The sequence below is a fragment of the Amycolatopsis halotolerans genome, assembly GCF_042647905.1.
Lineage (GTDB): Bacteria > Actinomycetota > Actinomycetes > Mycobacteriales > Pseudonocardiaceae > Amycolatopsis > Amycolatopsis halotolerans.
Genome location: NZ_JBHRWI010000079.1, coordinates 47117 through 73284 on the forward strand (window position 1 = coordinate 47117; position 26168 = coordinate 73284).

The following is a 26168-nucleotide window of genomic DNA, read 5'->3' on the forward strand; positions in this document are numbered from 1 at the left end:
CGGCGGCCTCAGACCGGCCGGTGGTGATTGCGCTCCGCGCGCCCGGCCACCACCGCCTCGGCCACCGCACCCGTCCGCTCCGCGGGCAGCACCACCGCGCCGTCCTCCGCGGTGATGGTGATGACGTTCGGGAAAATCCGCCGCACCAGATCCGGCCCGCCGCTCGCGGTGTCGTCGTCCGCCGCGTCGTACAACGCCTCCAGCGCCGTCCGCACCGCCGCGTCGGCATCCGCGTCCGGGTCGTACAGCTTCTTCAGCGACGACTTCGCGAACAGCGAACCCGAACCGACGCTCGCGTACCCGGCGTGCTCCTCGTACCGCCCGCCCGCCGCGTCGTACGACACGATCCGGCCCGCGTGCTTCGCGTCCTCGGCCTCCAGGTCGTACCCGACGAACAACGGCACGACCGCGAGGCCCGCCATCGCCATCTCCAGGTTCGCCTTCACCATCCCGGCCAGCTTGTTCGTCTTGCCGTCCAGCGACAGCGAAACGCCCTCGATCTTCTCGTAGTGCGCCAGCTCCACCGCGTACAGCCGGACCATCTCCACGGCCAGCCCCGCGGTCCCCGCGATGCCCACCGCCGAGTACTCGTCCGTGACGTGCACCTTCTCGATGTCCCGGCTCGCGATCAGATTCCCCGACGTCGCCCGCCGGTCACCGGCGATCAGCACCCCGCCGGCGAACGCGACCGCGACGATCGTGGTGCCGTGCGGCGCGTTCAGCTCGCCCGCGCCCGCGGGCACCCGCCGCGCGGGCAGCAGCTCCGGCGCGGTCGCGCGCACGAAATCCGCGAACGACGACGTCGCCGGCGAAAAGTAGGCCGACGGCAGTCCGGGCCCGGAAAAACCCGCCCCAGAGGAGGTGTTGTCCATACGTGCTCTCGGTTCCCATCTATCCCGTGCCCGGCAACGCCACCGGCAAACCTGCCCCCGGCGCCGCCGCGCGAAACCTCCGGCCCAGCGCGCCCGCCGCACCGCCCCGCATCCGGGACGGCCGCGACGGGCAGGCGGCTACTCGCCGCCCTTCTGCACGTAAGCGCGGACGAAGTCCTCGGCGTTCTCCTCCAGCACGTCGTCGATCTCGTCGAGGATCGTGTCCACGTCCTCGCCGAGCTTCTCCCGCCGCTCCTGGCCCGCCCCGCCGGCGTCGTCGAACTCCTCGTCGGAATCGCCGCCGCCGTGCTTCTCGATCTTCTCCTGCGCCATCTCGCCTCCCGGTCTGGCCGATGTTCCCTAGCCTACCCAGCGGTACCGACGAAAAGGGCCTTCCAGCGGCCCGAAACGCCGGGATCGCGCTAGTCCGAACCGGTGATCGCCTCCACCAGCTCCTCCGCCGTCGCCGCCGCGTCCAGCAGCTTCCCGACGTGCGCCTTCGTCCCCCGCAACGGCTCCAGCGTCGGGATCCGCACGAGCGACTCCCGGCCCACGTCGAAAATCACCGAGTCCCACGACGCCGCCGCGATCGACGACGCGTACTTCTCCAGCGCCCGGCCCCGGAAGTAGGCGCGCGTGTCCGACGGCGGATTCGTGATCGCCGCCTGCACCTCCTCCTCCGTGACCAGCCGCTTCATCGAACCCCGCGTGACCAGCCGGTTGTACAGGCCCTTGCCCAGGCGCACGTCCGAATACTGCAGGTCCACCAGCCGCAGCCGCGGCGCGCCCCACGCCAGCTGGTCCCGCTCCCGGTACCCCTCCAGCAGCCGCAGCTTCGCCGGCCAGTCCAGCCGGTCCGCGCACTCCTGCGGATCCCGCGCCAGCGCGTCCAGGATCTCGCCCCACACCCGCAGCACTTCCTTCGACGCCTCGTCCGCGCCCGTGCGCTCGAGGTTCGCCGACGCCAGCTCGTGGTAGGCGAACTGCAGGTCCAGCCCGGTGAACTTCTTCCCGTTCGCCAGCTCGACCTTCGTCTTCAGCGTCGGGTCGTGGCTGATCTTGTGCACCGCCCGCACCGGCTCGTCCAGCTTCAGGTCGTCGAACCGCACGCCGGCCTCGATCAGGTCCAGCACCAGCGCCGTCGTCCCGACCTTCAGATACGTCGAGTACTCCGACAGGTTCGCGTCCCCGATGATCACGTGCAGCCGCCGGTACTTGTCCGCGTCCGCGTGCGGCTCGTCGCGCGTGTTGATGATCCCGCGCTTGAGCGTGGTCTCCAGCCCGACCTCGACCTCGATGTAGTCCGAGCGCTGCGAAAGCTGGAAACCCGCTTCTTCGCTCTGCTGCCCGATCCCGACCCGGCCCGAACCGCACATCACCTGCCGCGACGCGAAGAACGGCGTCAGCCCGCCGATCACCGCGGTGAACGGCGTCGACCGCTGCATCAGGTAGTTCTCGTGCGTGCCGTAGCTCGCGCCCTTGCCGTCCACGTTGTTCTTGTACAGCTGCAACGGCGGCTGCCCCGGGACGGTGGCCGCCTTCAACGCGGCCTCCTCCATCACCCGCTCGCCCGCTTTGTCCCAGATGACGGCGTCCCGGGCGTTCGTGACCTCCGGCGCCGAATACTCCGGATGCGCGTGGTCCACGTACAGCCGCGCACCGTTGGTGAGGATGACGTTCGCCGCGCCGAGGTCCTCGACGTCCGGATCGTGCCCCGGACCGCCCGGCCCGGTCAGGTCGAACCCGCGCGCGTCGCGCAACGGCGACTCCACCTCGTAGTCCCAGCGCGCCCGGCGCGCCCTCGGGATGTCCGCAGCCGCGGCGTAGGCCAGCACCACCTGAGTCGAGGTGAGCACCGGGTTCGCCGTGGCGTCCCCGGGCACGGCGATGCCGTACTCGACTTCGGTTCCCATGATCCGACGCATGCCCACCACCCTACGGGTTAGACGCGTGCGACGATGCCCCCATGCCAGGCAGTGACGAACTCGTTGCCCTCTATGACGACGCAGGCCACGCAGTAGGCGAGGCCCTCCGCTCCCGAGTGCGGGCGGAAGGACTCTGGCACGCCGCCGGCGTAGTCCTCGTCCGATCGGGCGACGGCCGCAACGTCTACGTGCACCTCCGCACCGCGGACAAGGACACTTTCCCGAGCACCTGGGACTGCTGGGCAGGCGGAGTAGTAGCCGCAGGCGAAACCCCGGCGGATTGTGCCCGCCGAGAACTAGCCGAAGAACTAGGCGTCCACGGAGTGGACCCGGAACCGCTGTTCACCACAATGCGCGCCCGCCACGACATCCTCCCCAGACCGGCCCGCATACACCGTCACCTCATGCGTCAACGCCGACCCGCTCGGATAAACCCAGCTAACCGACTTCCGCTCCCCAGCAGCCAACCCGTTCAAACACCCCGAAACGCGCCCCGAGCCCGGCGCAACACCCTCCTCGGCAACGTCCGAATCAGACAACAACGCCGCCTGAGCCCGCCCCGGATCCGGCACCGCCGAAGAAGAAACCACCGGAGGATCAACGGCCCGCGACACCGGCGGAGCCACTGGCGCACTAGTACCCGGCGAGGGAGCCGGATCGTCGTAATAAGTCTCGAGATTGTTGGGCCGATTGCCGCATCCGGCGAGCCCGGCCAGCGCCCCCAGCCCGACCAGCACAGCGACTGCTGGCACCTGCCGACGACGCACGTTGCCCCTCCGCGCTCAATGGTGCCCGTTCGCCCCGGGCCATGCTGGCCCCCGAGGGTAATGCAATCGCTCAACTCCACCCGAGGTGGGATCGATGCGCCCAGTACTCCCGCGCGTCCCGCGCCAGTCCCCCCAGCACAGAACGCTCGTCGTCGCTCAACCGGACCTGCGTGGCAGCGAGGTTCGCGGTCAGCTGCGCCGTGCTCGACGGACCGAGCACCGCCACCGGAGCCCACTCCTGCCCGAGCACCGCGGCCACCGCGATCGCGTCCGGGCCGACGCCGTGCGCCCCGGCGATCCGCCGCAGCGGCTCCGGAGCCTCCGCGACGAGCCGCCCGTTCGCGAGAGTTTCCTTGACCAGCACCCGTTTCCCGGCCGCCCGCGCCTCCGCCAACGCCGGGCCGACCGAAGGCTCGGACACATTCCACGTCGACTGAACCGACGAAAACACCGGCTGCCCGCCCGATTCCAACTCGAACGCCCGGCGCACCACGTCCGCCTGCGCGGGTCCGGATGTTGAGAAGCCGACCTCGACGCCGTCGCCGGAAAGCCCGGCCAGCGCGTCGATCAGAGCCGGATCAGTGAAAAGTGGACTGTCCACAGTGAGCGAATGAACCTGGTACAGATCCACGTGCCCCGCCAGGAGCTCCCGTGTCTGCGCCCACTGCTCACGAAACCGCGGCAGCGTGTGTTCCTTGACCTCGTGGACATCCGCATCAAGCCGCCACTCGCCCACGTAGCGATAGCCCCACTTGCTGGACACAGTCACATCCCGGTGTCCGCGTTCGGCCAACCAGCCGCCGAGAAACTCCTCCGAACGGCCGTAAGACCGCGCGACGTCGACCCACCGGACTCCCGCCGCATACGCCGCGTCGAGCACCTCGTGCGTCGCGGCCCGCATCGACGGAACGTCCCGTACTGCGGGCAAGTCCCGTCCCAGATTGATGTATGCCGGACGGCCGAGCGCGGCCAGCCCCACCGCGATGCGGTCCATCGGGGCCCCCTTGTCTTTGCTGGATTTCGGAATTGCGGAAAAAGTTTAGGCGAGGCGACGCGAAGCGTTTTCTTATCGCCAGATGTATAGGACGTTATACACTTTGTTTGTGCCGGAGGATGGCCAACCATTGGCCGGAGTTCTGGGCTTGGCGGTGAAGTTTCTCAAGGCGCGCGGCGGGTGCCCGGACGTAGCCTTTGCCGAAGACAGGCGCGATTTGACGGAGGCTGGCCCCTTCCTCCCGGGCAGCGAGGAGCGCCCAGTCGGAGGCGTCGGCGCAGGCCGCGGACGCCCGGCGCAACTCCCCCAGCAGGTCGATCAGGTCGTTGGCGTTCAGCTCCCCCGCTTGGACGGCGGCAGCGGTCGTCTCGAGCCAGGCCAGCACGTCGGCTTCGGTGATCGGCGGGCGCGGGCGGGCGTTGTCTGTACTCACGCGGCGCAGTATAGGGCGTTATACACCGATGTCGAACACAGTGACGGAAACCTGCTGGACTCCGGGCGTGGCGCGGACGTTGACTGGCCGCAGCAGTCATCCGGCCGTTTCGGAGGTTCAGTGAGGTTCGGCATCGCCGCCCGGTTCGTCGCGCTCGCCGTCGTGTGGGGCGCGAGTTTCCTGTTCATCAAGGTGGGCCTGGAGGGGCTGTCGCCGGCTCAGGTCGCGCTCGCCCGCGTGGCGCTGGGCGCGTTGACGCTCGGCGCGTTCCTGGTGCTGCGCAGGCGATCGCTCCCCCGCGATCCCGCCTTGTGGGCGCATCTCGCGGTGGTTTCGCTGCTGTTCTGCGTGGGCCCGTTCCTGCTGTACTCGTGGGCCGAGCAGTACGTGGCGTCCGGGCTCGCCAGCATCTTCAACGCCACCACTCCCCTGCTGACGATGCTGTTCGCCGCGGCGGCCCTGCCCGCCGAACGGCTCACCCGCCCGAAAACCGCCGGGCTGCTGATCGGCTTCGCGGGCGTGCTCACGCTGGTCGGCGTCTGGCGCGGGATCGACCTCAGCCACGAAGTCCTCGCGCAACTCGCCTGTCTCGGCGCGACCACCTGCTACGGCATGGCTTTCGTGTATCTGCGGAAATTCGTGTCGCCGCGCAATCCCGACCCGGTCGTCGTCGCGTTCGGGCAAACCGGTTTCGCCACCGTCATTCTGCTCGCCGCGACACCGGTGATCGCCGCGCAGCCGGTGCGCCTGAATCTCGCCGTGGTGCTGTCCATGCTCGCGCTCGGCGTGCTCGGCACCGGCGTGGCCTACACGTGGAACACCGCCATCGCGACCGCCTGGGGCGCGGCCAACGCGTCTGCTGTGACCTACCTCACTCCAGTGGTCGGCGTTCTGCTCGGAGTGCTGGTCCTCGACGAGCCGGTGCACTGGAACGAACCCGTCGGCGCGCTGCTCGTGGTGCTCGGGATCCTGGCGTCGCACGGGCGGCTTTCCCGCACGCGGCAACCGGTCCTGGAACGGGTCTGAAACGGCCTGTGGGGCCGCCGGAGACGATCCGGCGGCCCCACAAGGTTCACGGTGCGCTACAGGTACTGACCGGTGTTCGTGGCGGTGTCGATCGCCCGCCCCGATTCCTGGTTCTTGCCGGTGACGAGGGTGCGGATGTAGACGATCCGCTCGCCCTTCTTGCCGGAGATCCGGGCCCAGTCGTCCGGGTTGGTGGTGTTGGGCAGGTCCTCGTTCTCCGCGAACTCGTCGACGATCGCGTCCAGCAGGTGCTGCACGCGCAGGCCGGGCTGCTTGGTCTCGAGCACCGACTTGATCGCCGACTTCTTCGCCCGGTCCACGATGTTCTGGATCATCGCGCCCGAGTTGAAGTCGCGGAAGTACAGGACTTCCTTGTCCCCGTTGGCGTAGGTGACCTCCAGGAACCGGTTCTCGTCGCTCTCCTCGTACATCCGCTCGACGGTGTGCTGGATCATCGCGTCGAACGTGGCCTTCTGGTCCCCGCCGAACTCCGCCAGGTCGTCGGCGTGGATCGGCAGGCCCTCGGCCAGGTACTTCGAGAAGATGTCCTTCGCGCCCTCGGCGTCCGGACGCTCGATCTTGATCTTCACGTCGAGCCGGCCCGGCCGCAGGATCGCCGGGTCGATCATGTCCTCGCGGTTGGAGGCGCCGATGACGATGACGTTCTCCAGCCCCTCGACGCCGTCGATCTCCGACAGCAACTGGGGCACGATCGTCGTCTCCACGTCGGACGACACGCCCGAGCCGCGGGTGCGGAAGATCGAGTCCATCTCGTCGAAGAACACGATGACCGGGGTGCCCTCGGAGGCCTTTTCCCGCGCCCGCTGGAAGATCAGCCGGATCGACCGCTCGGTCTCGCCGACGAACTTGTTCAGCAGTTCCGGGCCCTTGATGTTGAGGAAGTAGGACTTGCCGTCCGCCTGGTCCCCGCGAGCCTCGGCCACCTTCTTGGCCAGCGAATTCGCCACCGCCTTGGCGATGAGCGTCTTCCCGCAGCCGGGCGGGCCGTAGAGCAGGACGCCCTTCGGCGGGCGCAGCTGGTACTGCTCGTACAGGTCCGCGTGCAGGAACGGCAGCTCCACGGCGTCGCGGATCTGCTCGATCTGCCGGGTCAGGCCGCCGATGTCCTCGTAGCGGACGTCCGGCACCTCCTCCAGCACGAGGTCCTCGACCTCCGCCTTCGGAACTCGCTCGTAGGCGTAGCCCGCCTTGGAGTCCACCAGGAGCGAATCGCCCGGTTTGAGCGGCTGCTCGGACAGCGGACCGGAAAGCAGGACGACCCGCTCCTCGTCCGCGTGGCCGACCACGAGAGCGCGCGTGGCCCCGCCCTCGACGTCCGGTGCGAGCACTTCGCGCAGCGCGCACACCTCGCCCGTGCGCTCGAAATCGCCGCCTTCGACGACCGTGAGCGCCTCGTTGAGCCGCAACGCCTGCCCGCGCCGCAGCGACGAGACCTCCACCGCGGGCGACACCGAGACGCGCATCTTGCGCCCCGCGGTGTAGACGTCCACCGTGTTGTCCTCGTACGCCTCGACGAACACCCCGTAGCCGCTCGGCGGCTGGGCCAGCCGGTCGACCTCTTCGCGGAGGGCGAGCAGCTGACCCCGCGCCTCGCGCAGAGTTTCGACGAGTTTCGTGTTCCGCTCGGTGAGCTGACTCACCCGTTCCGACGCCTCGGCGAGACGTTGTTCGAGAACGCGGTTCTGTCGCGGGGAATCGGTGAGCCTGCGGCGCAGCAGCGCCACTTCTTCCTCGAGAAAACGGATCTGCCGGGCTTGTTCCTCTGGTGTCTGCCCTGCTCCGCCGGTTGCTGAAGGGTCGGCCTCCTCGCGCCGACCTCCGGGAAGGTCATGATGCATCGGGCACCTCCTCGGAGTGCTTTTCATTCCACGGTACCGGCGATCACCGACAAGAAAAGGCCTTTCCGCATCACAAGACCGGCGCGTCGCGCTTTTTCTTCCGGCCAGCACGGCCGCGAGCGCAGCGCAAGCGGCCGATTCGGTGCCGCGGACGGGAATCCGCTCCGCGCGGGTTTCCGCAACGCGGAACCGAACGCATCGCGGATGCCCGGCGGCGCGGACCGCAAACCCGACTTGCGGGTTGGCTGCGCGCGAAGGCGCGCGGCTGGCTAGCATCCCCGGGTGGCCACGCTCCGCACGTGGCCAGGACTTTCGTTCGCACGGCAGGGGGAACCGAAATGACTTATCCGCCGCAGCAGCCCGGCGGCTACGGACAGCAGCCGAACCCGTACGGGCAGCAGCCCGGCGGCCAGCAGCCGTACGGGCAGCCTCAGCAGGGCGGATGGAACCAGGGCGGGCAGCCGCCGCAGGGCCCGCAGTCCGGCGGATTCCCCTCCGCGCCCGGCCCCGGCGGTCCCGGAGCCCCCGGCCAAGGCCCCTACCAGGGCGGATACCCGCAGCCGGGCGGTCCCCCGCAGTACGGCCAGCAGCCGGACCAGTTCGGGCAGTTCGGACAGCAGCCCGGGCAACCGGGCCAGCCCGGCGGGCCGTTCGGGCAGCAGCCGGGAGGCCAGTTCGGCGGGTTCGGCGAGGAGCCGCCGAAAAAGAAGAAGACCGGCCTGATCGTCGGCATCGCGATCGCCGCGGTGGTCCTCCTCGGCGGCGGGACCGGCCTGGTCATCTGGCTCACCGGCGACAGCAAGGACACCAAGAACGCCGCCCCGCCCGCGTCGTCCTCGGCCCCGGTCGCGGCCCCGCAGTCCAGCGGCAGTTCGTCGTCGTCCCCGTCGAGCTCCTCGTCCTCGGGTTCGAGCAGCGGCAACTACCCGGCCGCGTCCGGCGCGAAGGCCACCTCGGGCGAGCTGTTCGACGCCGCTTCGGCGGCGTACAACAGCTCCGACACCGACGGGCTGTACTCGTTGCTCTGCACCAGCCTCACCAAGGGCCAGAAGCCGACCGACAAGATGCCCTCGGGCATCCACTTCGAGCTGACCGGCAGCCCGCAGGAAAGCGGCGACCAGGCCACGGTGAAGTACCACGTCACGACGTCCACGAAGACCGCCGACGGCACCCTCACCGCCCTGCGCCAGGGCGGGGCCTGGTGCCTCGGGAAGGTCAGCACGGACCACTAGGTGAGACGCCGGCTCGGCACGGCACTCGTCCTGCTCGCGGTCGCTGTCGCGGGCGGTGTCCTCGGCCTGGTCTCGATCGGCCTGCCGGGGCCCGCCCGCACCACGACGGAGCCGCCCGCTCCCCCGCCTCCGCCGCGAAGCAGCGCGTCCCAGAGTCCCGCGCCCGCGGCGGATCAGGCCGCGATCGCCTCGCTCGCGCGCACTCTCGTCGACGCGATCACGCGCGCCGACTCCGCCGAATTCGGCACTCTCACGTGCAAACCGCAAACTGCGGCGGCGTTGAAGGAACTCCAGTCGAAATGGGACGCCGCGGGCCCGCTTCGCGTCTCACTCACCGGACAGCCGGCGATCGCGGGCGACGAAGCCACCGTGACCGTCCGGGTCGAAGGCGCCGGCGGGCACAAAAACACACCGTTCCCGCTTCGGCGCGAGAACGGTCGCTGGTGCGTCCCTGGTTAGCCTTTGCCCTTGCTGGGCCGTCGTGAAACCCGCGGCGACACCGTGCCGTCGGCGAGACGGCGTGCGGTGAGCAGGAAAGCGGTGTGCGCGACCATCCGGTGGTCCGGCCGCACCGCGAGGCCGACGACGTGCCAAGGCCGCATCAGCGTCTCCCACGACTCCGGCTCGGTCCAGCACTGCTGTTCCCGCAGCGATTCCGTGACGCGGGACAGCTGGGTGACAGTCGCGACGTAGACCGTCAGCACTCCGCCGGGCACGAGGTGCGCGGCGACGTTCGGCAACTGGTCCCACGGCGCGAGCATGTCCAGCACGACCCGGTCGACCTCGCCGGTGTGCGTGGCCAGATCGGCGACGGTGAGCGTCCAGTTGTCCGGCTTCTCGCCGAAGAACTTCGTGACGTTGCGTTCGGCGTGCTCGGCGTGGTCGTCGCGGATCTCGTAGGAGAACACCTGTCCCGCCGGACCGACCGCGCGCAGCAGCGAGCAAGTCAGCGCGCCCGAACCGGCGCCGGCTTCGAGGACGCGCGCGCCCGGGAAGATGTCGCCCCACATCACGATCTGCGCGGCGTCCTTCGGGTAGATGACCTGAGCGCCGCGCGGCATCGACAGCACGTAGTCCGGGAGCAGCGGCCGCAGCGCGAGATACGTGCTGCCGCCCGCCGAAGTGACCACGCTGCCCTCGGGACGGCCGATGAGGTCGTCGTGCGCGAGGGCGCCGCGATGCGTGTGGTACTCGCCGCCGTCGGCGAGCGTGAGGGTGTAGTGCCTGCCTTTCGAGTCCGTCAGCTGAACCCGGTCACCTGCACGAAACGGTCCGCTGACCGACAACTTCTTCCTCCACTGCAAACCCGGAACGCCGACGTCGAATCCTCGCAGGTCGTCCCGCGCGCGTCGTGCGCGGGTGCCTCACTGAGCGCGACGGCCCTGCATCAGCGCGGTCCGCAGGTCCTCGCGGCGCAACACTCCCGCGGGGCGGCCTTCGTCGTCGACCACGAGGAACTGCCAGGCAGGCGTCTCGCGCACGCGCTCGGCGATCTCCTCGCCCGGTTCCGACGCCAGCAACACGGTCTCCGCACGGATCGGCTCGGCGGCCTGTTCGGCGGGCGCGTGCGGACTGATGCTCGCCAGCTGCTGCGCGGCTTGCTCGTCCAGCAATCCGGCCGCGACACCGTCCGCGCGCACCAGCACGACGCCCCGTCCCGCCGACGCGGCCAAGGCGTCGGAGACCGGGCTTTCCGCGGGCAGCTGCAGCACTGGACGCACCAAATCGGACAGTTCCAGCCCGGCAGGCCAGCCGCGCCGGGCTTCGGCGGCCAGCTCGGACCGCGCGCCGAGGATCACGAACCACGCGGTCACGACGCACACGCCGAGCCGCAGCCAGCGGTCCGGGCTCTGCATCGCCAAGCCGAGCAGCGCCCACACGATCAGCCCGGTCGCGACCAGCGCGCCGCCGGCGACCGCGGCCTTCGTTCCCTTGGCCCGGAGCCCGGTCATCGCCCAGACCCCGGCGCGCACGAGCCGTCCGCCGTCCAAGGGCAATCCCGGCAGGAGATTGAACAACCCGACCGCGAAGTTGGCGACCGCGCACTCCGCGACGAGCAGCCACACCGCACCGTTCGGCGGGACTGCGAAGAGCAGCAGCGAACAGAATCCGCCCAGCACCAGCGAAACCGCCGGACCCGCCGCCGCGACAAGCCCTTCCTGCCCCGGCCGTCGCGGCGTACGGGCCACTTCGGACAGTCCGCCGAGGAGGAAAAGCCGCAACCGCCGGACGGGAATCCCGAGCCGCAGCGCGACGAGACAGTGGCCCAGTTCGTGCGCGAGCACGGAAAGCCCGAGCAGCACCGCGAACGCGGCGGCGAGCAGCCAGGAAGTCGGCGTCGAAACGTCCGGCAGCAGCCGCCCGACCAGCGGCGCGTAAAGCACCACGATGACGAGCGACCCGATCCACCACGACGGGGCGAGCAAAACGGGCACCCCGCCGACCCGGAACAGCAGCAGGCCGCCGTCCCCGCCGGCTCGCCGAGCGGGCCCGGCGCCGTGCTGACTGGTCGCGGCCATGCCGGACAGCGTAGGGGTCGGCGTGTGGGAAGCCGGTGACCCGGTCGCCCCGGACGGGTGGTGTCGTCTCGCCGCCCCCGGATTCCGGCGGCTCCCGGCGTCACGGGCTTTCCAGATTCGCCGACGCGACCCGCCTCCGGAACTCCCCGTGACAGGCGACGTCGCCGTCTCCACAGCCCCGGATCGGCGTCCGTCCGCCACGCCCGATTCTCCCCATGAAGGATCAACAGCAACGCACGATCAGACGGCCCGTCACCGTGCCCCCTCGACAACCTCGCCCACGCCCGTCGAGAGATCCAGCCCTCTGCCACCGCTAGACAAACTCCCGGCTCTTCTTTTCCAATACAACACAAAAAATCCCGAGGCCCCCGGAAGCCGCACCGCCTCCCCCGGCCCATCGAGCCCCACCACACACCCCCAACCCGACCACAACGCGAGATCGCGCCAGCTTGAGAGCGATCTCGCACGTCCCGGCGAAGCCGGGACCAAACAATTGTCGTACCCCGGCGTTACGCTCTGCCCCATGTCCGACACCGCCACGGTCACCACCCCTCCCGAGGCAGGCGCGCCCGCCAGGAGGCGGCCTGCGTTGTCGCCGTCCCGGGCGAGCGACTTCAAGCAGTGCCCGCTGCTCTACCGATTCCGCGCAGTCGACCGTCTGCCGGAGGTCCCCACCAGGGCGCAACTGCGCGGCACACTCGTCCACGCGGTTCTGGAGCGGCTTTTCGCCCTCCCCGCCGCCGAACGAGTAGCTCCGCGCGCCAAGGAACTCCTCGCCCCGACGTGGACGGAGCTGTCCGGCGACAGTCCGGAGTGGACAGAGCTGTTCGCGGACGGCGAACCCGGCGAGACCGACAAGTGGCTGGCTTCGGCCGAAAAACTGCTCGACTCGTACTTCGAGCTGGAAGATCCGCGCAGGCTGGAGCCGGAGGCGTGCGAGCTGCACGTCGAGATCGAGCTGGGCTCGGGGGTGCTGCTGCGCGGGTACATCGACCGGGTGGATGTCGCGCCGACCGGCGAGATCCGGGTCGTGGACTACAAAACCGGCGCCGCGCCGCGGGAAATCGGCGAGGCCAAGGCCCTCTTCCAGATGAAGTTCTACGCGCTGGTGCTGTGGCGGTTGCGCGGGGTGGTCCCGCGGCAGCTGAAGCTGATGTACCTGACCGACGGGCAGTCGCTGGCCTACACGCCGGACGAAGCCGAGCTGGTGCGGTTCGAGCGCACGCTGGAAGCGATCTGGCAGGCCATCCTGAAGGCGGGCAAGACCGGCGATTTCCGGCCGAACAAGGGCAAGCTGTGCTCGTGGTGCGATCACCAGGCGCATTGCCCGGAGTTCGGCGGCACGCCGCCGGAGTACCCGGGCTGGCCGGAGCCTGATCCGGGCGAGGAAACCGTCCTGGACCGGGCCGACTGATGGGCGACGCGTTCTTCCTCCCGCTCGGCGGCGAGCGGTACGAGGCGACTGAGCACACCACCGGCCCGTGGAACCCGGGCGCGCAGCATTTCGGCCCGCCGTCGGCGTTGCTGGTACGCGGGCTCGAACGGCTGGAGTCGAACCATCCGGCGCAGCTGGCGCGGGTGACGGTCGAGATCCTCGGCCCGGCTCCGGTGGGCGAACTGGAGCAGCGGTCGTGGATCGAACGGCCGGGCCGGACCGTCGAATTGATCCAGTCCGAGCTGTCCGCGAACGGCCGGACGGTCGCGCGGGCGTCAGGGTGGCGGATCGCGACGTCGGACACCGCCGACATCGCCACCGACGGCGGTCCGCTGCTGCCCGCGGCCGACGCCGGCAGCGAAGCGGCCTTCCCGGACGACTGGCAAGGCGGCTACCTCCACGCGATCGAATGGCGTTCGGTCCGGGGCGCGATCTCCGCTCCCGGCCCGGCCGCGGTATGGGCGCGGCAGCGGTATCCGCTGGTCGACGGCGAGGAACCGACGGGCCTGCAACGGCTGTTCGCCATCGCCGACTCCGGCAACGGGGTGTCGCACTTCCTGCCGACAGCCGAGTGGTGGTTCATCAACTCGGAACTCACCGTGCACCTGCGCCGGATCCCCGAGGGCGAGTGGATCGGCCTCGACGCGGTGACGCTGGTCGGGCCGCACGGCGTCGGCACCGCGACCAGTACGCTGCACGATCGTTCCGGTCCGGTCGGCACCGGCGCGCAGGCTTTGCTGGTGCGTCCGCGACAGGCCGGGGGCGGATGAGCGCGCCGCGGCGCACGAGTCCGATAGCCTTCGCGGAACGACCGACAAGGGAGCGCTCCGGCATGCAGATCACCTCGGTGGTCAACCAGAAGGGCGGGGTGGGCAAAACCTCGCTGAGCGTGGGCGCGGCCGCGGCCCTCGCCGAACGCGGCAGGCGGGTGCTGCTCGTCGACCTCGACCCGCAGGGGCACGCGACCACCGAGATGCTCGGCATCGACGAGGTCCCGGCGGACGCGCCGAGCCTGGCGAAGGCGCTGACGAAGCTGTGGAAGGGCCCGATCGAGCAGCTGGCGGTGCCGCACCCGCGCAGCAACATCGGCCGCGGCGGCGCGTTCGACGTGATCCCCACGTCCCCCGGCATGTTCGACCTGATCCGCAGGCTGGACCAGTTCCGCGTGCCCGGCTGGCAGCTGGCGAGGGTGATCCAGTTCGCCCACTACGACCACGTGATCATCGACTGCCCGCCGGCCCAGGACGTCCTGACGAACAACGCGCTGGCCGCCTCGCACGGCATCCTGGTCCCGGTCCAGCCGGACAAAACGAGCATCCGGGCCCTGCGCCTGCTGTCGGAACAGGTCCGCTACGTAGAACAAACCACCGGCCGCGCCCCCATCGCGTGGTTCGGCATCGTCCCGGGTCTCTACCGCCGCCCCATCTCGCACTACGCCGCGGCCGCGCTGCAGGAGATGTACTCCTTCGGGGTCCCGATGCTCTCGCACGTCCCGCTGGGCGTAGTGATGAACGAGGCCGCCGCCCACGGCGTCCCAGTCACGACCTTCGCCCCGGAGACCATCCAAGCAGTCTCGTTCCGGGAAATCGCCGAAACCCTGGACAGCTACCTAGCCCAAAACCCAGGCCCCACCGAGGTCCCCGCCGACGACGAGTTCGTGTTCGAGGATTTCATTTCCGAGGTGGCAGTCGCCCGCAACGTCAACGACAACGGCGCCCGCAAGAAGCTGTACGACCTGATGCCCAAACGCCCCAACCGCCCGCGCTAAGGCACCGTCCACTTCAGACCAACAGGACCACAACGCGGGATCGCGCCGGCGTTTGGGGGCTCACCGGCGTGACAGGCCGAAGGCCCCTCACGCCGGTGAGCCCCCAAACGCCGGCTTAAAAGCGATCCCGCCCGCGGCGGCGAAGCCGACGCCAAAAACACAGCTGGTGACCGCTCCAACCGACAGGACTACAACCGACAGGACCGAATATCCGACGCCAACACAGCCTTGGCACCAGTCTCAGCCAACTCATCCATAATCCGGTTAACTTCCTTACGAGGCACCATCGCCCGCACAGCAACCCACTTCTCATCCGCCAGCGGAGCCACAGTAGGCGACTCCAACCCCGGCGTAATCGAAATAGCCCGCTCCAAAATCTCCCGAGGGCAGTCGTAATCCAGCATCATGTAGTGCTGCGCGAACACCACCCCCTGCAACCGAGCCGCCAACTGCGACTTGGCCCGAGACCCCTCACTCGCAGCCCGCTGCAACAACACAGCCTCAGACGAACAAATCGGCTCCCCGAACGCCACCAAGTTGTGCTGCCGCAACGACCTTCCAGACTCGACCACATCGGCAATAGCGTCCGCGACCCCAAGCTGGATCGAGATCTCCACCGCCCCGTCCAGCCGGATCACCTCAGCCTCGACCCCGTGCCGAGCAAGATCGTCCCGAACCAGCCGCGGATAAGAGGTAGCCAACCGCTTCCCGTGCAGGTCGGCCGGTTTCCAGTCCCGGCCCGCGGGCGCGGCGTACCGGAACGTCGACGCCCCGAACCCGAGCGCGAGCACCTCGTCCACCGGCGCCCCCGAGTCGAGCGCGAGGTCGCGCCCGGTGATCCCGAGGTCCAGTTCGCCGGAACCGACGTAAATGGCGATGTCCTTCGGCCGGAGGAAGAAGAACTCGACCTCGTTGACCGGGTCGAGGACGGTCAGGTCCTTGCCGTCATGTCGCTTGCGGTAGCCCGCCTCGGAAAGCATCTCCGCCGAAGCGGCGGCGAGGGCTCCCTTGTTCGGCACGGCAACACGCAGCATTTCGGTTTCTCCTCGGTATCCGGTGCGCGAGCGCGTCACAGGTAGCGGTACACGTCCTCGGTCGAGATTCCCCGGCCGAGCATGAGCACCTGCACCCGGTACAGCAGCTGCGAGATCTCTTCCGACAGCCGGTCGTCGGACTCGTGCTCGGCGGCGATCCACACCTCGCCCGCCTCTTCGAGCACCTTCTTGCCCTGTGCGTGCACCCCGGCGTCCAGTGCGGCGACGGTGCCGGACCCGTCGGGACGGGTACGCGCGCGCTCGGCAAGCTCCGCGAACAGCTCATCGAAGGTCTTCACGAGGCCGGATCCTTTCATCCCGCGCCCGTCCGCGCCGTTCCGGGTGACCCGGATGCCGCCGAGGTCACAGCGAGGGCAGCAGCGCCGCCAGTTCGGGCACGCCGACGCCGGCCAGCGACGTGCGGAACACCCGGCGCGGGCCGTCCGGGACGGGCACGTCGTTGGGGACGACGAGCACCGTGCAGCCTGCGCTTTCGGCCGATTCCGCGCCCGGCGGCGAGTCCTCGACCGCGACGCAGCGGGACGGCGGCACGCCGAGCAGTTCGGCGGCCTTCAGGTACGGCCGCGGGAGGGGCTTGTTCTGGCCGTCGACCTCGTCGCCGCAGACCGTGACGTCGAAGAATTCCCGCCCGATCGTGTCGAGCGCGAGTTCGGTCAGCGCGCGTTCGGTGGAGGTGACCAGCGCGGACTTGAGCCCGGCCGCGCGGACCGCGGCCAGCGCCTCGCGCGCGCCGGGACGCCAGGGCAGCGCGTCGTCGAACAGCCCGGCGGTGCGGCGGCGGATCCACTCCCCGGTTTCCGCGACCGCTTCCGGGGTGACCGGACGGCCGGTCTGCTCGAGCAGCACGGTGGCGGTGGCGTCCATGTTGGACCCCACGAGCGTCATCCGGATCTCCTCCGAAAGCGTGCCGCCGAGCGCCTCGGCGGCCTCGTACAGCGCGACGTCCCACAGTTTCTCGGAATCGACGAGGGTGCCGTCCATGTCCCAGAGGACAGCCGCCAGTCCGTCCGAAGAGGACGGTGCAGTCACAGTTTCTCCTTGTCCGGTGCGCCGCTCCGGCCGGGCGCGCTCGCCTCCAGCGTCCCACGCGGGCCGTCGTGAGCGGGGCCACACCCGCTCCGTGACACGCGGGGGCGGACACGCTGCGCAGCGTAGGTGCCCAAGGCCGTAGGCTGGTCAGGTGAGTGAGCCTGTCGACGACACCCCGCGGCCCGGCGACCCGGAGCAGGACCGCGCCGATGACCAACGCCCGATCATGATCCTGGCTTTCGAAGGCTGGAATGACGCAGGGGACGCGGCGAGTCAGGCGATCGAACACCTCCAGCTCACGTGGGACGCGACGCCGCTGGCCGAGCTCGAGCCGGACGACTACTACGACTTCCAGGTGAGCCGCCCCACGGTGAAGATGGTCGACGGCATCACCCGCCGGGTCGAATGGCCGACCACGCGGCTCTCGGTGTGCCGTCCCGAGGGCTTCGACCGCGACCTCGTGCTGGTGCAGGGCCCGGAGCCGAACATGCGCTGGCGGAAGTTCTGCGCGGAGATCGTGGAGCACGTCCAGGAGCTGGACGTGTCGATGGTGGTCGCGCTCGGCGCCCTGCTGGCCGACACCGCGCACACCCGCCCGGTCCCGGTCACCGGGACGGCCTACGACAAGGACACCGCGAGCAAGTACCGGCTCGAGGTGAGCAACTACCAGGGCCCGACCGGGATCGTCGGGATCCTGCAGGACTACTGCGTGCAGGCCGGCATCCCGGCGGTGTCGATCTGGGCCGCGGTGCCGCACTACGTCTCGCACCCGCCGTCGCCGAAGGCCACGCTGGCGCTGCTGCACAAGCTGGAGGACGTCCTCGACGTCGAGATCCCGCTCGGCGCGCTGCCGGAGCAGGCCGAGGAATGGCAGCAGACGGTCAGCGAGATGGCCGACGAGGACGAGGAAATCAGCGAGTACGTGCGCAGCCTCGAGGAACGCGGCGACGCCGAGACCGACTTCACCATGGAGGAGGTCTCGGGCGACAAGATCGCCGCCGAGTTCGAGCGGTACCTGCGGCGGCGCCGGCCCGGGCAGGACGGCGGCTTCGGCCTCCGCTGATCCGCGGGTCGGCCTCGTGAAGTACCCGCGCCGGGAAGACCCGCGCGCGGGCGGCTTCTCGTCCGCGACGCGCCGAAGCGGCGAGGAAGCGGTCGAGCGCGACGGCGAGCAGCCGGCTCCCCGTCGGCGACAGTGCCCCCGCGCTCGCCCAGCCGAGCCTGTCCGTCACTCACCGTGGCAGCGGTCGAAGACTGCCCGGAATGCCCAGGCCTCACGGGCCACGGCGAGTCGCATTTCACGTTCCTCAGCGCCGTTTCGCGGTCGGCAAACCCCTGCGGGCAGCGGCTTGCCCGGCAGCAGTGCCATGCGCGCCACAGCAGAGGGAACGCACAGTAGCTTCTGATCTACGAACAGTCACCTGGGCCGCCCGGCGGGATGACGGCGCCTGCGCCGTGGACTGAGCACGCCGCGCCGCTCTGGTGCCCTGCCGAGCGTGTCTCGTTGACTGGCCTGGCGCGAGCGACATCGCGCGGACCAGGAGGTACGAGAATGTTCGGCAAGGCTCTAGCGGCGGCAGTGCTCGCGGCGGGCGCGATCACCGCGTCGGCGGCGACAGCGTCGGCGGCACCGGTTTCCCCGGTGACGGCGAATGGTTTCGGCGCCTGCATGGACTATGCGGTGGGCGAGTACGACGTCGAGCCCTGGCTCGCGCACGACGCGTGCGACGCCGGCTCGTTCGAGGAGTGCTACTGGATCCTCCGCCGCGACTACGTTCCCGCACAGGTAGCGGCTACGGCCTGCCGCCTCTCGTTCGACTGATCCGCGCCGGAGCACAGCGGGGGCGCGAGCGCGCCGATCGCGTCCCCGCTGTGCTCAGGCGGTGAGCAGCTTCCGCACTGGAACCGCGCCGCGGGCCCGCTTCCGCCATTCGCGCGGGTAGCCGAGTGACACCTCTTCGAAGCGCACCCCGTCCGCGGACGTCGTGCGCGGGATGTGCAGATGCCCGTACACGGCCAGCTCGGCGCGGTAGCGCAGGTGCCAGTCCTCGGTCTGCGTGGTGCCGCACCAGAGCGCGAAATCGGGGTAGTACAACGGATTCGTCGGGTGCCGGTGCAGCGGCCAGTGCGACATCAGGATCGTGCGCCGGTCGGCCGGGATCGCGTCCAGCCGGTCGCGGCTGACCTTGAGCCGTTGCTCGCACCAGGCCGCGCGCGACTCGTACGGGTCCGGGTGCAGGTAGTACTCGTCGGTGCATACGACGCCGATTTCGCGGGCGTGCGCGAGCGCCTCTTCGCGGGTCTTGCCCTCGGTCGCCGGGGTGCGCCAGCTGTAGTCGTAGAAGACGAACAGCGGCGCGATGGTCAGCGGCTCGGGTCCGAAGTCCCACACCGGGAACTCGTCCTCGGGCGTGAGCACGTCGATCTCGCGGCACTGCTCCACCAGGAACTCGTACCGCGCCTGGCCGCGCAGCTGGCATTCGTCGTTCGGCGTGGTCCACAGCTCGTGGTTGCCCGGGACCCACACGACCTTCGCGAACCGCTCGCGCAGCCTCGCGAGCGTCCCCCGGATGACCTTGGCGGACTCGGCGACGTCGCCGGCGACGAGCAGCCAGTCGCCGGGATCGTCGGGCACGACCTCGTCGACGATCGGGCCGTTGCCCTCGTGGGTCACGTGGAGGTCGCTGGTGGCGAAGAGAGACGGCACTTGTCCACCGTAACGACTTTCCGCGCCCGGGAGCGCCGGAACCGCCCATTCCCCCACCCCAGAACGACCAGCCCGGCGCTCACGTGAAGGCCTGCCTGCACGTTCAGCAGCACTGTCGGACCGGTCACCGCGACGAGCGCGCCGGCCAGCAGCGAACCGGCCGCCGTGCCCGCGGCCATCAGCGCGTACACCGTGCTCAGCACCCGTCCCGCCCGGTCCGGGCCGGTTTCCGCCTGGACATGCGACAGCAGCCCGGCACCAGCGACCACGGCGGGCGCGCCGACAGCCATGAACAGCCCGACGTACACCCCGAGCACCGTCGTCGCACCCGGCAGGTTCCAGATCGCCACCGACATCAAGCCCGCGGCGACCAGACCCCAGCCCTGCAGCAGCACCGGCGCGACCCGGCGGGCCAGCGTCGCCACCGCGAACCCGGCGGCCAGCCCGCCGATCGCCTGCACGCCGCGCAAGAGTCCGGCGTCGGCCTCGCTGCCGCGGAGGATGTCGAGCACGAACACCACGAACAGCACCAGGAACATGCCCTGCGCGACGGAGGTCAGCAGCGCCGACACGCTCGTCGGCCGGAGCCGCTTGCCCGCCAGATCGCGGACCCCGGCGAGCCAATCCGCCTGCTCCGGCACGGTCTTCCGCACCGTCACCCGGCGGAACGGGAACGCGAGCAGCATCCCCGCCACGGCGAGCGCGACGAGGTAGCCGGCGATCACACGATCCAGCCCACCCCACCCCAGCAGCGCTCCCCCGGCCCAGCCGCCCGCGAGCCGCGCGACACTGCCGTTCACACTCATCAGCCCGTTCGCCGAGGTGACGTCCTCGAGGCCGACCAGCTCCGGCACCAGCGCACTGCGGGCGGGCTCGAACACCGACGCCAGTCCCGCTTGCCCCGCCATCACCGCGTAGACCGCCGCGACCGGCAGTTCGGCGCCGATCAGCAACGGCAGCACCACGAGCGCCTGCCCGGCGCACACCACGGCCAGCACGACCCGGCGGTCCCACCGGTCCGCGACGACCCCGGCGATCGGGCTCAGCAGCACTGCCGGCAGCAGCCCGAGGACGATGCTCAGCGCGGTCGTGACCGCCGAACCGGTGCGCACGAACAGGTACACCGGCAACGCGACCTGCAGCATCCATTCGGCGGTCTCGCCGAAGAACGCCGAGACCCAGAGCCGGGCGAATCCCGGTGCCGCCAGCAGGCGTCTCATGCCGGTTTCCCGTCGTGCCCGATCCGGCGGAACGCGCGCATCCCGAGGAAGACCGCGCGGGCGTCGGCGGGCGCGTCCTTGCGGATGGTGCTGACGTACGGCCGGATCAGGTCGTCGATCGCCTTGGTCAGCGCGTTGACTTCCTCGGGCGTCGCGTTCAGTCCGTAGGAGAAGAATCCGCCGGTCTCGCGCCAGTCCTCGTCCAACTGCTCGACCGTGTCGAGGTACCGCTGAGTCAGCTCCTGCTCCTCGGCCAGCTCCGTGCCGGTGACCGCGAGCTGCGCCGCGGTGAGCGCCGGATCGCCGCCCGGGCGGCCGAGCACCAGCCCGACGTGGCAGGCCTGCCACGGCCGTTCCCGCCCGTCGCCGCCTTCGGCTCGCTCGACCAGGCCGTGTTCCGCCAGCTTGCGCAGATGCCAGCTGCAGTTCGACGCCGTCGAGCCGACCGCGTCCGCGCATTCGCTGGCCGTCGACGGGCCGACTGCCATCAGGTGGTGCACCAGCGCCGAGCGCAGCGGGTGCGCGAGCGCGCGCAGCAGCTCGACGTCGTCGATCCGCTTGCGCGGGGGCAGTTCAGTCATCAGAGGTCCGTCCAAACTCTGAAGGGTTTCTTTCGAAACTTCTCTTTCAGAGTTGCAGTCCGCCGCCCCGGCGTCAAGCCAGCTCCGCTACACCGCGGCGAGGAAAGCGCGCAGCCTCGCCAAGAGCACTTCGGCCGCCTCGGGGTCGTACGCGGGAAGCGACGAGTCGGCGAAGAGGTGCTGGTCCCCGGGATAGACGAACAGCTCCGCGTTCGCGGCCGAGCTGACGAGTTCGCGCGCGGCGGGCAAGTCCTCCTCGAAGAACTCGTCGTTCTCCTTGCCGTGGATCTGGGCCGGAACCCCGACCGGCCACGTCGTTCCGAACTCCTCGACCGGCAAGCAGGCGTCGATGAGCAGCGCACCGCGCGCACCCGGGCGGGTCTGCGCGAGCCGCTGCGCGATAGTGACGCCGAAGGAGAACCCGGCGTAGACGAGTTCGGGCCCCAGCGCCTCAGCCGCGGCGATCCCGCGCTCGCGCAACTTCTCGAGTCCTGCCTCGCGGGCGAAGGCGAACCCGTCCTCGATGCCGGCGAACGTCCGGCCCTCGAACAGATCGGGCGTGTGCACCGTGTGCCCCGCCCGGCGCAGTTCGCCGGCCACGCTCCGCACTCCGTCGGTCAGCCCCTGAATGTGGTGGTACAGCACGACTTCAGCCATGTCGGAAGCCCCTCAGTCAGTGAACGAATCATCTGGAACGTGCGGCCACGCTAGCCGGGGACCCGTCGCCGCGAAAAACCAGTTGCCAGGCGGGGCGCGCTCCGCGTTATGCTCCCGGCCATCATGGACAGCTGAACCGAGCCCTCCCCGCATCGAGGCCGCTCCCGGTCGAGCCCTGCTCCCGGGAAGCCCCGCGTTGCCCGTCGGGGATTTTGCTTCCACCGCAAAGGCCCGGTGATCACTCATGTCTACTGTCCTGCACGCCTCCGACCTCGTCTTCGGCTACGGCGCCCGCACCGTCCTCGACGGCGTCTCGCTCGTCGCGTCGCCCGGGAGGCGGATCGGTCTCGTCGGCGAGAACGGGGTCGGGAAATCCACCTTGCTCCGGCTGCTCGCCGGGCTCGAAGTCCCGCGCGGCGGTGACGTCGTGCGGCACGGCGACCTCGGCTTCCTGTTCCAGGAGCTGCCGTTCGCCGGTACCGCAACGGTTTCCGACGTCCTCGACGAGGCGCTCGCCGAGATCCGCACCGCGGCGGCGACGCTCGACAAGCTCGCCGCCGTGCTCGCCGAACGCCCCGACGACCCGGAGGTGCTCAGCGAGTACGGCCACGTCCTGGAATGGGCGCAGGCGCACGACCTGTGGGACGCGGACCGGCGCGCGGACCTCGTCCTCACCGGTCTCGGGCTCGGCGACATCAAGCACGACCGGCGGCTGCACACGCTCTCCGGCGGACAGCGGTCGCGGCTCGGGCTGGCCGCGCTGCTGGTGCGGCGGCCGCGCATTCTGCTGCTCGACGAGCCGACCAACCACCTCGACGACAACGCCATGGAGTTCCTCGAGCGCCATCTCGCGGAACTGACCGGCGTCGTCGTGCTGTCCTCGCACGACCGCGTGTTCCTCGACGCGGTCTGCACGGACATCGTGGACCTGGACCCGGTTCCGGCGGACCGCCGCGTCGGCGGCGCGACGCGCTACGGCGGCAGCTACACCGACTACCTCGGCCAGAAAAAGGCCGAACGCGCGCGGTGGGAGCAGCGGTTCACCGAAGAACAGGAGGAACTCAAGCAGCTGCGGGAATCCGTGCACGGCACCGCGCGCCGCGTCGCACACAACCGTGCGCCGCGGGACAACGCGAAGATGCTCTACGACTTCAAGACCGGTCGCGTGCAGAAGCAGATCTCCCGCCGGGTCCGCAACGCGCAGCTCAAGCTGGACACGCTGGAGCGCGAGCAAGTCCGCAAACCGCCCGCGCCGCTGCGGTTTCGGGCCCCGCTGACCGCGGACACCAGCGGCGAAGGCCCGGCGGTGTCGTTGCGCGGCATCGCGGTTCCGGGCCGGGTGCAGCTGGACGAGCTGGACGTGGACCGCAGCGCGCGGCTCCTCGTCACCGGCGGCAACGGGGCGGGCAAATCCACCCTGTTGTCCGTGCTGGCCGGTCAGCTGGCCCCGGCGGCCGGGACTGTCCACTTCGGACCCGGCGTGCGCGTGGGATTGCTGGAGCAAGACGTCACGTTCGCCCTGCCGAAGCGGACCGCGCAGGAGGTGTACCGCGCCGCGGCCGGCGAGACGGCTCCGTCGCTGTCCACGCTCGGGTTGCTGCCGCCGAGGGAACACGACCGTCCGGTCGGCGAGCTTTCGGTGGGTCAGCGCCGCCGGTTGGCGCTGGCGGTGCTGCTCGCGGAGCCGCCGGACGTGCTGTTGCTGGACGAGCCGACCAACCACCTGTCGCTCAGCCTTGCCGAGGAACTGTCCGAAGCGCTCGACAGCGCGCCGGGCGCCGTCGTCCTTGCCTCGCATGATCGGTGGTTGCGCCGCCGTTGGGAAGGCGACCACCTGGCGCTGGCGGACGGCCAGCGCCAGGATGTATAGGTCGTTATACAGTTAAGTGCGGCTGGACGGTGGCCGGAGCGAGTTCCGGCCACCGTCCAGTCCAACGGCTCAGAGAACGATGCCCAGCAAGGCGTCCACGGCTTCCTTGATCAGGCCGGGCGCGGCCTGGTCGGTGCCGTCGCGGCGCAGCGCCGAGGCGACCCAGGCGTCGATCGCGGTGAGCGCCTTGGGCGTGTTCAGGTCGTCGGAGAGGTGGTCGCGCAGCCGCGCCACGGTGTCCCCCGCGTCGGGTCCGGCCGGCAGCGCGACCGCTTCGCGCCAGCGGGCCAGCCGCTCTTGCGCGTCGACCAGCAGCTGATCGGTCCACGCCCGGTCCTCGCGGTAGTGCCCGGCGAACAGCGCGAGCCGGATCGCCGCCGGGTCGATGCCGTCGGCGCGCAGCCGCGACACGAAGACCAGGTTGCCGCGCGACTTCGACATCTTCTCGCCGTCGAGCCCGATCATCCCGGCGTGCACGTAGTGCCGGGCGAACGGGTGATCGGCGGCGACCGCCTCGGCGTGCGCCGCGCTGTACTCGTGGTGCGGGAAGATCAGGTCGGAACCGCCGCCCTGCACGTCGAAGCCGAGCCCGAGGCGGTTCACCGCGATCGCGCTGCATTCGATGTGCCAGCCAGGCCGTCCGGCGCCCAGCTCCGATTCCCACGACGGCTCGCCTTCACGCGCGACGCGCCACAGCAGGGCGTCCAGCGGGTGCCGCTTGCCGGGACGGTCCGGGTCGCCGCCGCGTTCGGCGAAGAACTTCGCCATGGTCTCGGCGTCGTAGTTCGACTCGTAGCCGAACCGGCCGGTCGCGTTGTGGTCGAAGTAGACGTCCGGGAACTCGGCGTCGTCCGCGCGGTAGGCGCTGCCGTCGGCGAGCAGCTTCGCGATCACCTCGACGATCTCCGGGATCGCCTCGACCGCCCCGACGAACTGGCGCGGCGGCAGCACCCGCAGCGCCTCCATGTCCTCGCGGAACAGCGCCGTTTCCCGCATGCCGAGCACGATCCAGTCGTCCGAATCGCGTGCCGCGCGCTCCAGCAGCGGCTCGTCGATGTCGGTGACGTTCTGGACGTAGTGCACCTCGTGCCCGTTGTCCCGCCACACCCGGTTGACCAGGTCGAACGCGAGGTAGGTGGCGGCGTGGCCGAGGTGGGTGGCGTCGTAGGGGGTGATGCCGCAGACGTACATCCGGGCGGCGGCCCCGGGCGCGGTCGGACGGACCTGCCCGGTCGCGGTGTCGTGGAGCCGGAGGGGGCGGGGCGTGCCGGGCAGCCGGGGCACGGCGACGGAGGACCAAGTCTGCATACCTCCGACTGTAAGCGTGACGTCCGTCCGCTTTCCCACGAGGTGGGAGAGACAACCGATCTGCCTCTCCCACCCCAAAGGTCAGGCCTGCCGCCGGGCGGCGTTCGCCCGGACGGCGTCGCGCACGTACGCCCCGATGCCGGGCCGCTGCTCGTCCTCCCGGACGAGGAACGCCAGCTGCGCGGGCTCGTCCGCGTACAGGGCCGCGATCCGCTGCTGCATCGCGTACCCGCACTCCCCCATCACCGCGGACAGCATCGCCCGGTGCTCCTCGGCGAGCTCGCCCGCCGCCGGGCTGTCCGCCGCCACGCCGTCGTCGACCAGCGCGACCAGGCGGCGCACCCAGTCCTTCCGCTGCCGCTCCGCCTCGGCCCACTCCTCCTTGGTCTCCGGCAGCTGCGTCCGCTTCCACTCCGGGCAGTCGCCCCAGCGCCGCACGGCCTCCTCCGCGTAGCCTTCCGGCTCCCGGAACCCGCCGAACACTTCGAACTTCTCCTCGGGCGTCAACGCGTTGCCCATGGCTCTCGCCTCCAGCAATCGGTCGACGGCCGCGACCATGCGCTCGATCCGGTCCCCTTGCGCCACCAGCAGCTCGCGCTGCCGTTTCAGGTGGTGGTCGGCGTCGGTTCCCGGCTCCGCGAGCACGGACGCGATCGTCTCCAGGGGAAAGCCGAGCTCTCGGTAGAGCAGGATCCGCTGCAGCCGGTCGAGGTCGGCGTCGTCGTAGCGCCGGTAGCCGGACGCGGTCCGCCCGCTCGGCGACAACAGCCCGATCTCGTCGTAGTGGTGCAGCGCGCGCACGGTGACGCCGGCCAGCGCCGCCACCTCGCCCACCCGGTAGCCCATCGCTCTCCCCCTGTTTCTTCGGCCGAACGGCCCTTGCGAGAAACCACGATCACGCCTCACGCCGC

The 26168-nt window shown here is 70.2% G+C and carries 27 protein-coding genes and 1 pseudogene; 10 read left to right on the top strand and 18 right to left on the bottom strand.

Translation table 11 applies throughout. The features are described 5' to 3' along the window. Positions 1-8: 8 nt before the first annotated feature. From prcB to ACFORO_RS45370, 4 genes are all read right to left on the bottom strand, one after another. The gene (prcB, locus tag ACFORO_RS45355) at positions 9-872 is read right to left on the bottom strand and encodes a proteasome subunit beta (RefSeq protein WP_344274179.1); all 864 of its coding nucleotides are present in this window, start codon (positions 870-872) and stop codon (positions 9-11) included. A gap of 138 nt (positions 873-1010) precedes the next feature. Continuing rightward, the gene (locus tag ACFORO_RS45360) at positions 1011-1205 is read right to left on the bottom strand and encodes a ubiquitin-like protein Pup (RefSeq protein ID WP_037806475.1); all 195 of its coding nucleotides are present in this window, start codon (positions 1203-1205) and stop codon (positions 1011-1013) included. An 89-nt stretch (positions 1206-1294) separates the two neighbouring features. Next, entirely contained in the window at positions 1295-2797 is a 1503-nt protein-coding gene (gene dop / locus ACFORO_RS45365) for a depupylase/deamidase Dop (RefSeq protein WP_354749150.1), read from the bottom strand. Positions 2798-2814: 17 nt separating this feature from the next. Continuing rightward, complete coding sequence (locus ACFORO_RS45370) at positions 2815-2991, bottom strand: hypothetical protein (protein WP_377873566.1); 177 nt, start codon at positions 2989-2991, stop codon at positions 2815-2817. Between ACFORO_RS45370 and ACFORO_RS45375 the strand changes: the two are divergent. Then, positions 2914-3144 (top strand): annotated as a pseudogene (locus ACFORO_RS45375) (NUDIX domain-containing protein); the annotation flags it as partial. The gene ACFORO_RS45370 and the pseudogene ACFORO_RS45375 overlap by 78 nt on opposite strands. Before the next feature lie 490 nt (positions 3145-3634). Here ACFORO_RS45375 and ACFORO_RS45380 read toward each other — a convergent pair. Together ACFORO_RS45380 and ACFORO_RS45385 are read right to left on the bottom strand one after the other, a co-directional pair. Continuing rightward, entirely contained in the window at positions 3635-4558 is a 924-nt protein-coding gene (locus ACFORO_RS45380; protein WP_377873565.1) for an aldo/keto reductase, read from the bottom strand. A gap of 94 nt (positions 4559-4652) precedes the next feature. Further along, on the bottom strand, positions 4653-4991 hold the full coding sequence (locus ACFORO_RS45385; protein WP_101439870.1) for a hypothetical protein: 339 nt from the start codon (positions 4989-4991) through the stop codon (positions 4653-4655). A 120-nt stretch (positions 4992-5111) separates the two neighbouring features. Between ACFORO_RS45385 and ACFORO_RS45390 the strand changes: the two genes are divergently transcribed. Continuing rightward, positions 5112-6017, top strand: a complete 906-nt coding sequence (locus ACFORO_RS45390) for a DMT family transporter (RefSeq protein ID WP_354751040.1) — start codon at positions 5112-5114, stop codon at positions 6015-6017. 56 nt (positions 6018-6073) lie between these two features. On the opposite strand, the gene arc is transcribed toward ACFORO_RS45390, so the two are convergent. Continuing rightward, positions 6074-7876 (bottom strand): proteasome ATPase, encoded by a 1803-nt coding sequence (gene arc / locus ACFORO_RS45395; RefSeq protein ID WP_344274157.1) that lies wholly within the window; start codon positions 7874-7876, stop codon positions 6074-6076. Between the two features lie 338 nt (positions 7877-8214). Between arc and ACFORO_RS45400 the strand changes: the two genes are divergently transcribed. Both ACFORO_RS45400 and ACFORO_RS45405 read left to right on the top strand, forming a co-directional pair. Further along, entirely contained in the window at positions 8215-9108 is an 894-nt protein-coding gene (locus tag ACFORO_RS45400; protein WP_377873564.1) for a hypothetical protein, read from the top strand. Beyond that, on the top strand, positions 9109-9567 hold the full coding sequence (locus tag ACFORO_RS45405; RefSeq protein ID WP_354751038.1) for a hypothetical protein: 459 nt from the start codon (positions 9109-9111) through the stop codon (positions 9565-9567). Here the strand turns inward: ACFORO_RS45405 and ACFORO_RS45410 are convergent. Further along, complete coding sequence (locus tag ACFORO_RS45410) at positions 9564-10394, bottom strand: tRNA (adenine-N1)-methyltransferase (RefSeq protein ID WP_344274147.1); 831 nt, start codon at positions 10392-10394, stop codon at positions 9564-9566. The genes ACFORO_RS45405 and ACFORO_RS45410 overlap by 4 nt on opposite strands. A 78-nt stretch (positions 10395-10472) precedes the next feature. Next, on the bottom strand, positions 10473-11627 hold the full coding sequence (locus tag ACFORO_RS45415) for a M50 family metallopeptidase (protein WP_377873563.1): 1155 nt from the start codon (positions 11625-11627) through the stop codon (positions 10473-10475). A gap of 523 nt (positions 11628-12150) precedes the next feature. Between ACFORO_RS45415 and ACFORO_RS45420 the strand changes: the two genes are divergently transcribed. The 3 genes from ACFORO_RS45420 (at position 12151) to ACFORO_RS45430 (ending at position 14830) form a co-directional block, all read left to right on the top strand. After that, positions 12151-13041: a RecB family exonuclease gene (locus ACFORO_RS45420; RefSeq protein ID WP_354751035.1), complete on the top strand. Its 891-nt coding sequence runs from the start codon at positions 12151-12153 to the stop codon at positions 13039-13041. Beyond that, positions 13041-13832 (top strand): thioesterase family protein, encoded by a 792-nt coding sequence (locus ACFORO_RS45425; protein ID WP_377873562.1) that lies wholly within the window; start codon positions 13041-13043, stop codon positions 13830-13832. The genes ACFORO_RS45420 and ACFORO_RS45425 overlap by 1 nt, the downstream gene beginning before the upstream one ends. A gap of 62 nt (positions 13833-13894) precedes the next feature. Beyond that, positions 13895-14830: a ParA family protein gene (locus tag ACFORO_RS45430; protein WP_354751033.1), complete on the top strand. Its 936-nt coding sequence runs from the start codon at positions 13895-13897 to the stop codon at positions 14828-14830. Positions 14831-15018: 188 nt separating this feature from the next. Here the strand turns inward: ACFORO_RS45430 and hisG are convergent, their stop codons facing one another. From hisG to ACFORO_RS45445, 3 genes are all read right to left on the bottom strand, one after another. Next, positions 15019-15864: an ATP phosphoribosyltransferase gene (hisG, locus tag ACFORO_RS45435; RefSeq protein ID WP_377873561.1), complete on the bottom strand. Its 846-nt coding sequence runs from the start codon at positions 15862-15864 to the stop codon at positions 15019-15021. Between the two features lie 35 nt (positions 15865-15899). Beyond that, positions 15900-16163, bottom strand: a complete 264-nt coding sequence (locus tag ACFORO_RS45440; RefSeq protein WP_027927607.1) for a phosphoribosyl-ATP diphosphatase — start codon at positions 16161-16163, stop codon at positions 15900-15902. Positions 16164-16227: 64 nt separating this feature from the next. Next, on the bottom strand, positions 16228-16914 hold the full coding sequence (locus ACFORO_RS45445; protein WP_354751074.1) for an HAD family hydrolase: 687 nt from the start codon (positions 16912-16914) through the stop codon (positions 16228-16230). Between the two features lie 151 nt (positions 16915-17065). Between ACFORO_RS45445 and ACFORO_RS45450 the strand changes: the two genes are divergently transcribed. Together ACFORO_RS45450 and ACFORO_RS45455 are read left to right on the top strand one after the other, a co-directional pair. Beyond that, the gene (locus ACFORO_RS45450) at positions 17066-17977 is read left to right on the top strand and encodes a PAC2 family protein (RefSeq protein ID WP_377873560.1); all 912 of its coding nucleotides are present in this window, start codon (positions 17066-17068) and stop codon (positions 17975-17977) included. A gap of 489 nt (positions 17978-18466) precedes the next feature. Then, positions 18467-18736 (top strand): hypothetical protein, encoded by a 270-nt coding sequence (locus tag ACFORO_RS45455; protein ID WP_354751076.1) that lies wholly within the window; start codon positions 18467-18469, stop codon positions 18734-18736. A gap of 54 nt (positions 18737-18790) precedes the next feature. On the opposite strand, the gene ACFORO_RS45460 is transcribed toward ACFORO_RS45455, so the two are convergent. The 4 genes from ACFORO_RS45460 to ACFORO_RS45475 form a co-directional block, all read right to left on the bottom strand. After that, positions 18791-19621 (bottom strand): metallophosphoesterase family protein, encoded by an 831-nt coding sequence (locus ACFORO_RS45460; protein WP_370937234.1) that lies wholly within the window; start codon positions 19619-19621, stop codon positions 18791-18793. Continuing rightward, complete coding sequence (locus ACFORO_RS45465; protein ID WP_377873559.1) at positions 19585-20841, bottom strand: MFS transporter; 1257 nt, start codon at positions 20839-20841, stop codon at positions 19585-19587. The genes ACFORO_RS45460 and ACFORO_RS45465 overlap by 37 nt, the downstream gene beginning before the upstream one ends. Continuing rightward, positions 20838-21422 carry a winged helix-turn-helix domain-containing protein gene (locus ACFORO_RS45470; protein WP_377873558.1) on the bottom strand — a complete coding sequence of 195 codons (585 nt, stop codon included), beginning with the start codon at positions 21420-21422 and terminating at the stop codon, positions 20838-20840. Before ACFORO_RS45470 ends, ACFORO_RS45465 begins: the two co-directional genes overlap by 4 nt. 87 nt (positions 21423-21509) lie before the next feature. Then, positions 21510-22079, bottom strand: a complete 570-nt coding sequence (locus tag ACFORO_RS45475) for a dienelactone hydrolase family protein (protein ID WP_377873557.1) — start codon at positions 22077-22079, stop codon at positions 21510-21512. Between the two features lie 244 nt (positions 22080-22323). Here ACFORO_RS45475 and ACFORO_RS45480 point away from each other — a divergent pair, with 244 nt between their 5' ends. After that, positions 22324-23949: an ABC-F family ATP-binding cassette domain-containing protein gene (locus ACFORO_RS45480; RefSeq protein ID WP_377873556.1), complete on the top strand. Its 1626-nt coding sequence runs from the start codon at positions 22324-22326 to the stop codon at positions 23947-23949. A 69-nt stretch (positions 23950-24018) separates the two neighbouring features. Here ACFORO_RS45480 and mshC read toward each other — a convergent pair whose 3' ends face one another. Continuing rightward, on the bottom strand, positions 24019-25257 hold the full coding sequence (gene mshC / locus ACFORO_RS45485; RefSeq protein ID WP_377873555.1) for a cysteine--1-D-myo-inosityl 2-amino-2-deoxy-alpha-D-glucopyranoside ligase: 1239 nt from the start codon (positions 25255-25257) through the stop codon (positions 24019-24021). Between the two features lie 81 nt (positions 25258-25338). Further along, positions 25339-26103: a MerR family transcriptional regulator gene (locus ACFORO_RS45490; protein WP_377873554.1), complete on the bottom strand. Its 765-nt coding sequence runs from the start codon at positions 26101-26103 to the stop codon at positions 25339-25341. Positions 26104-26168: the final 65 nt, after the last annotated feature.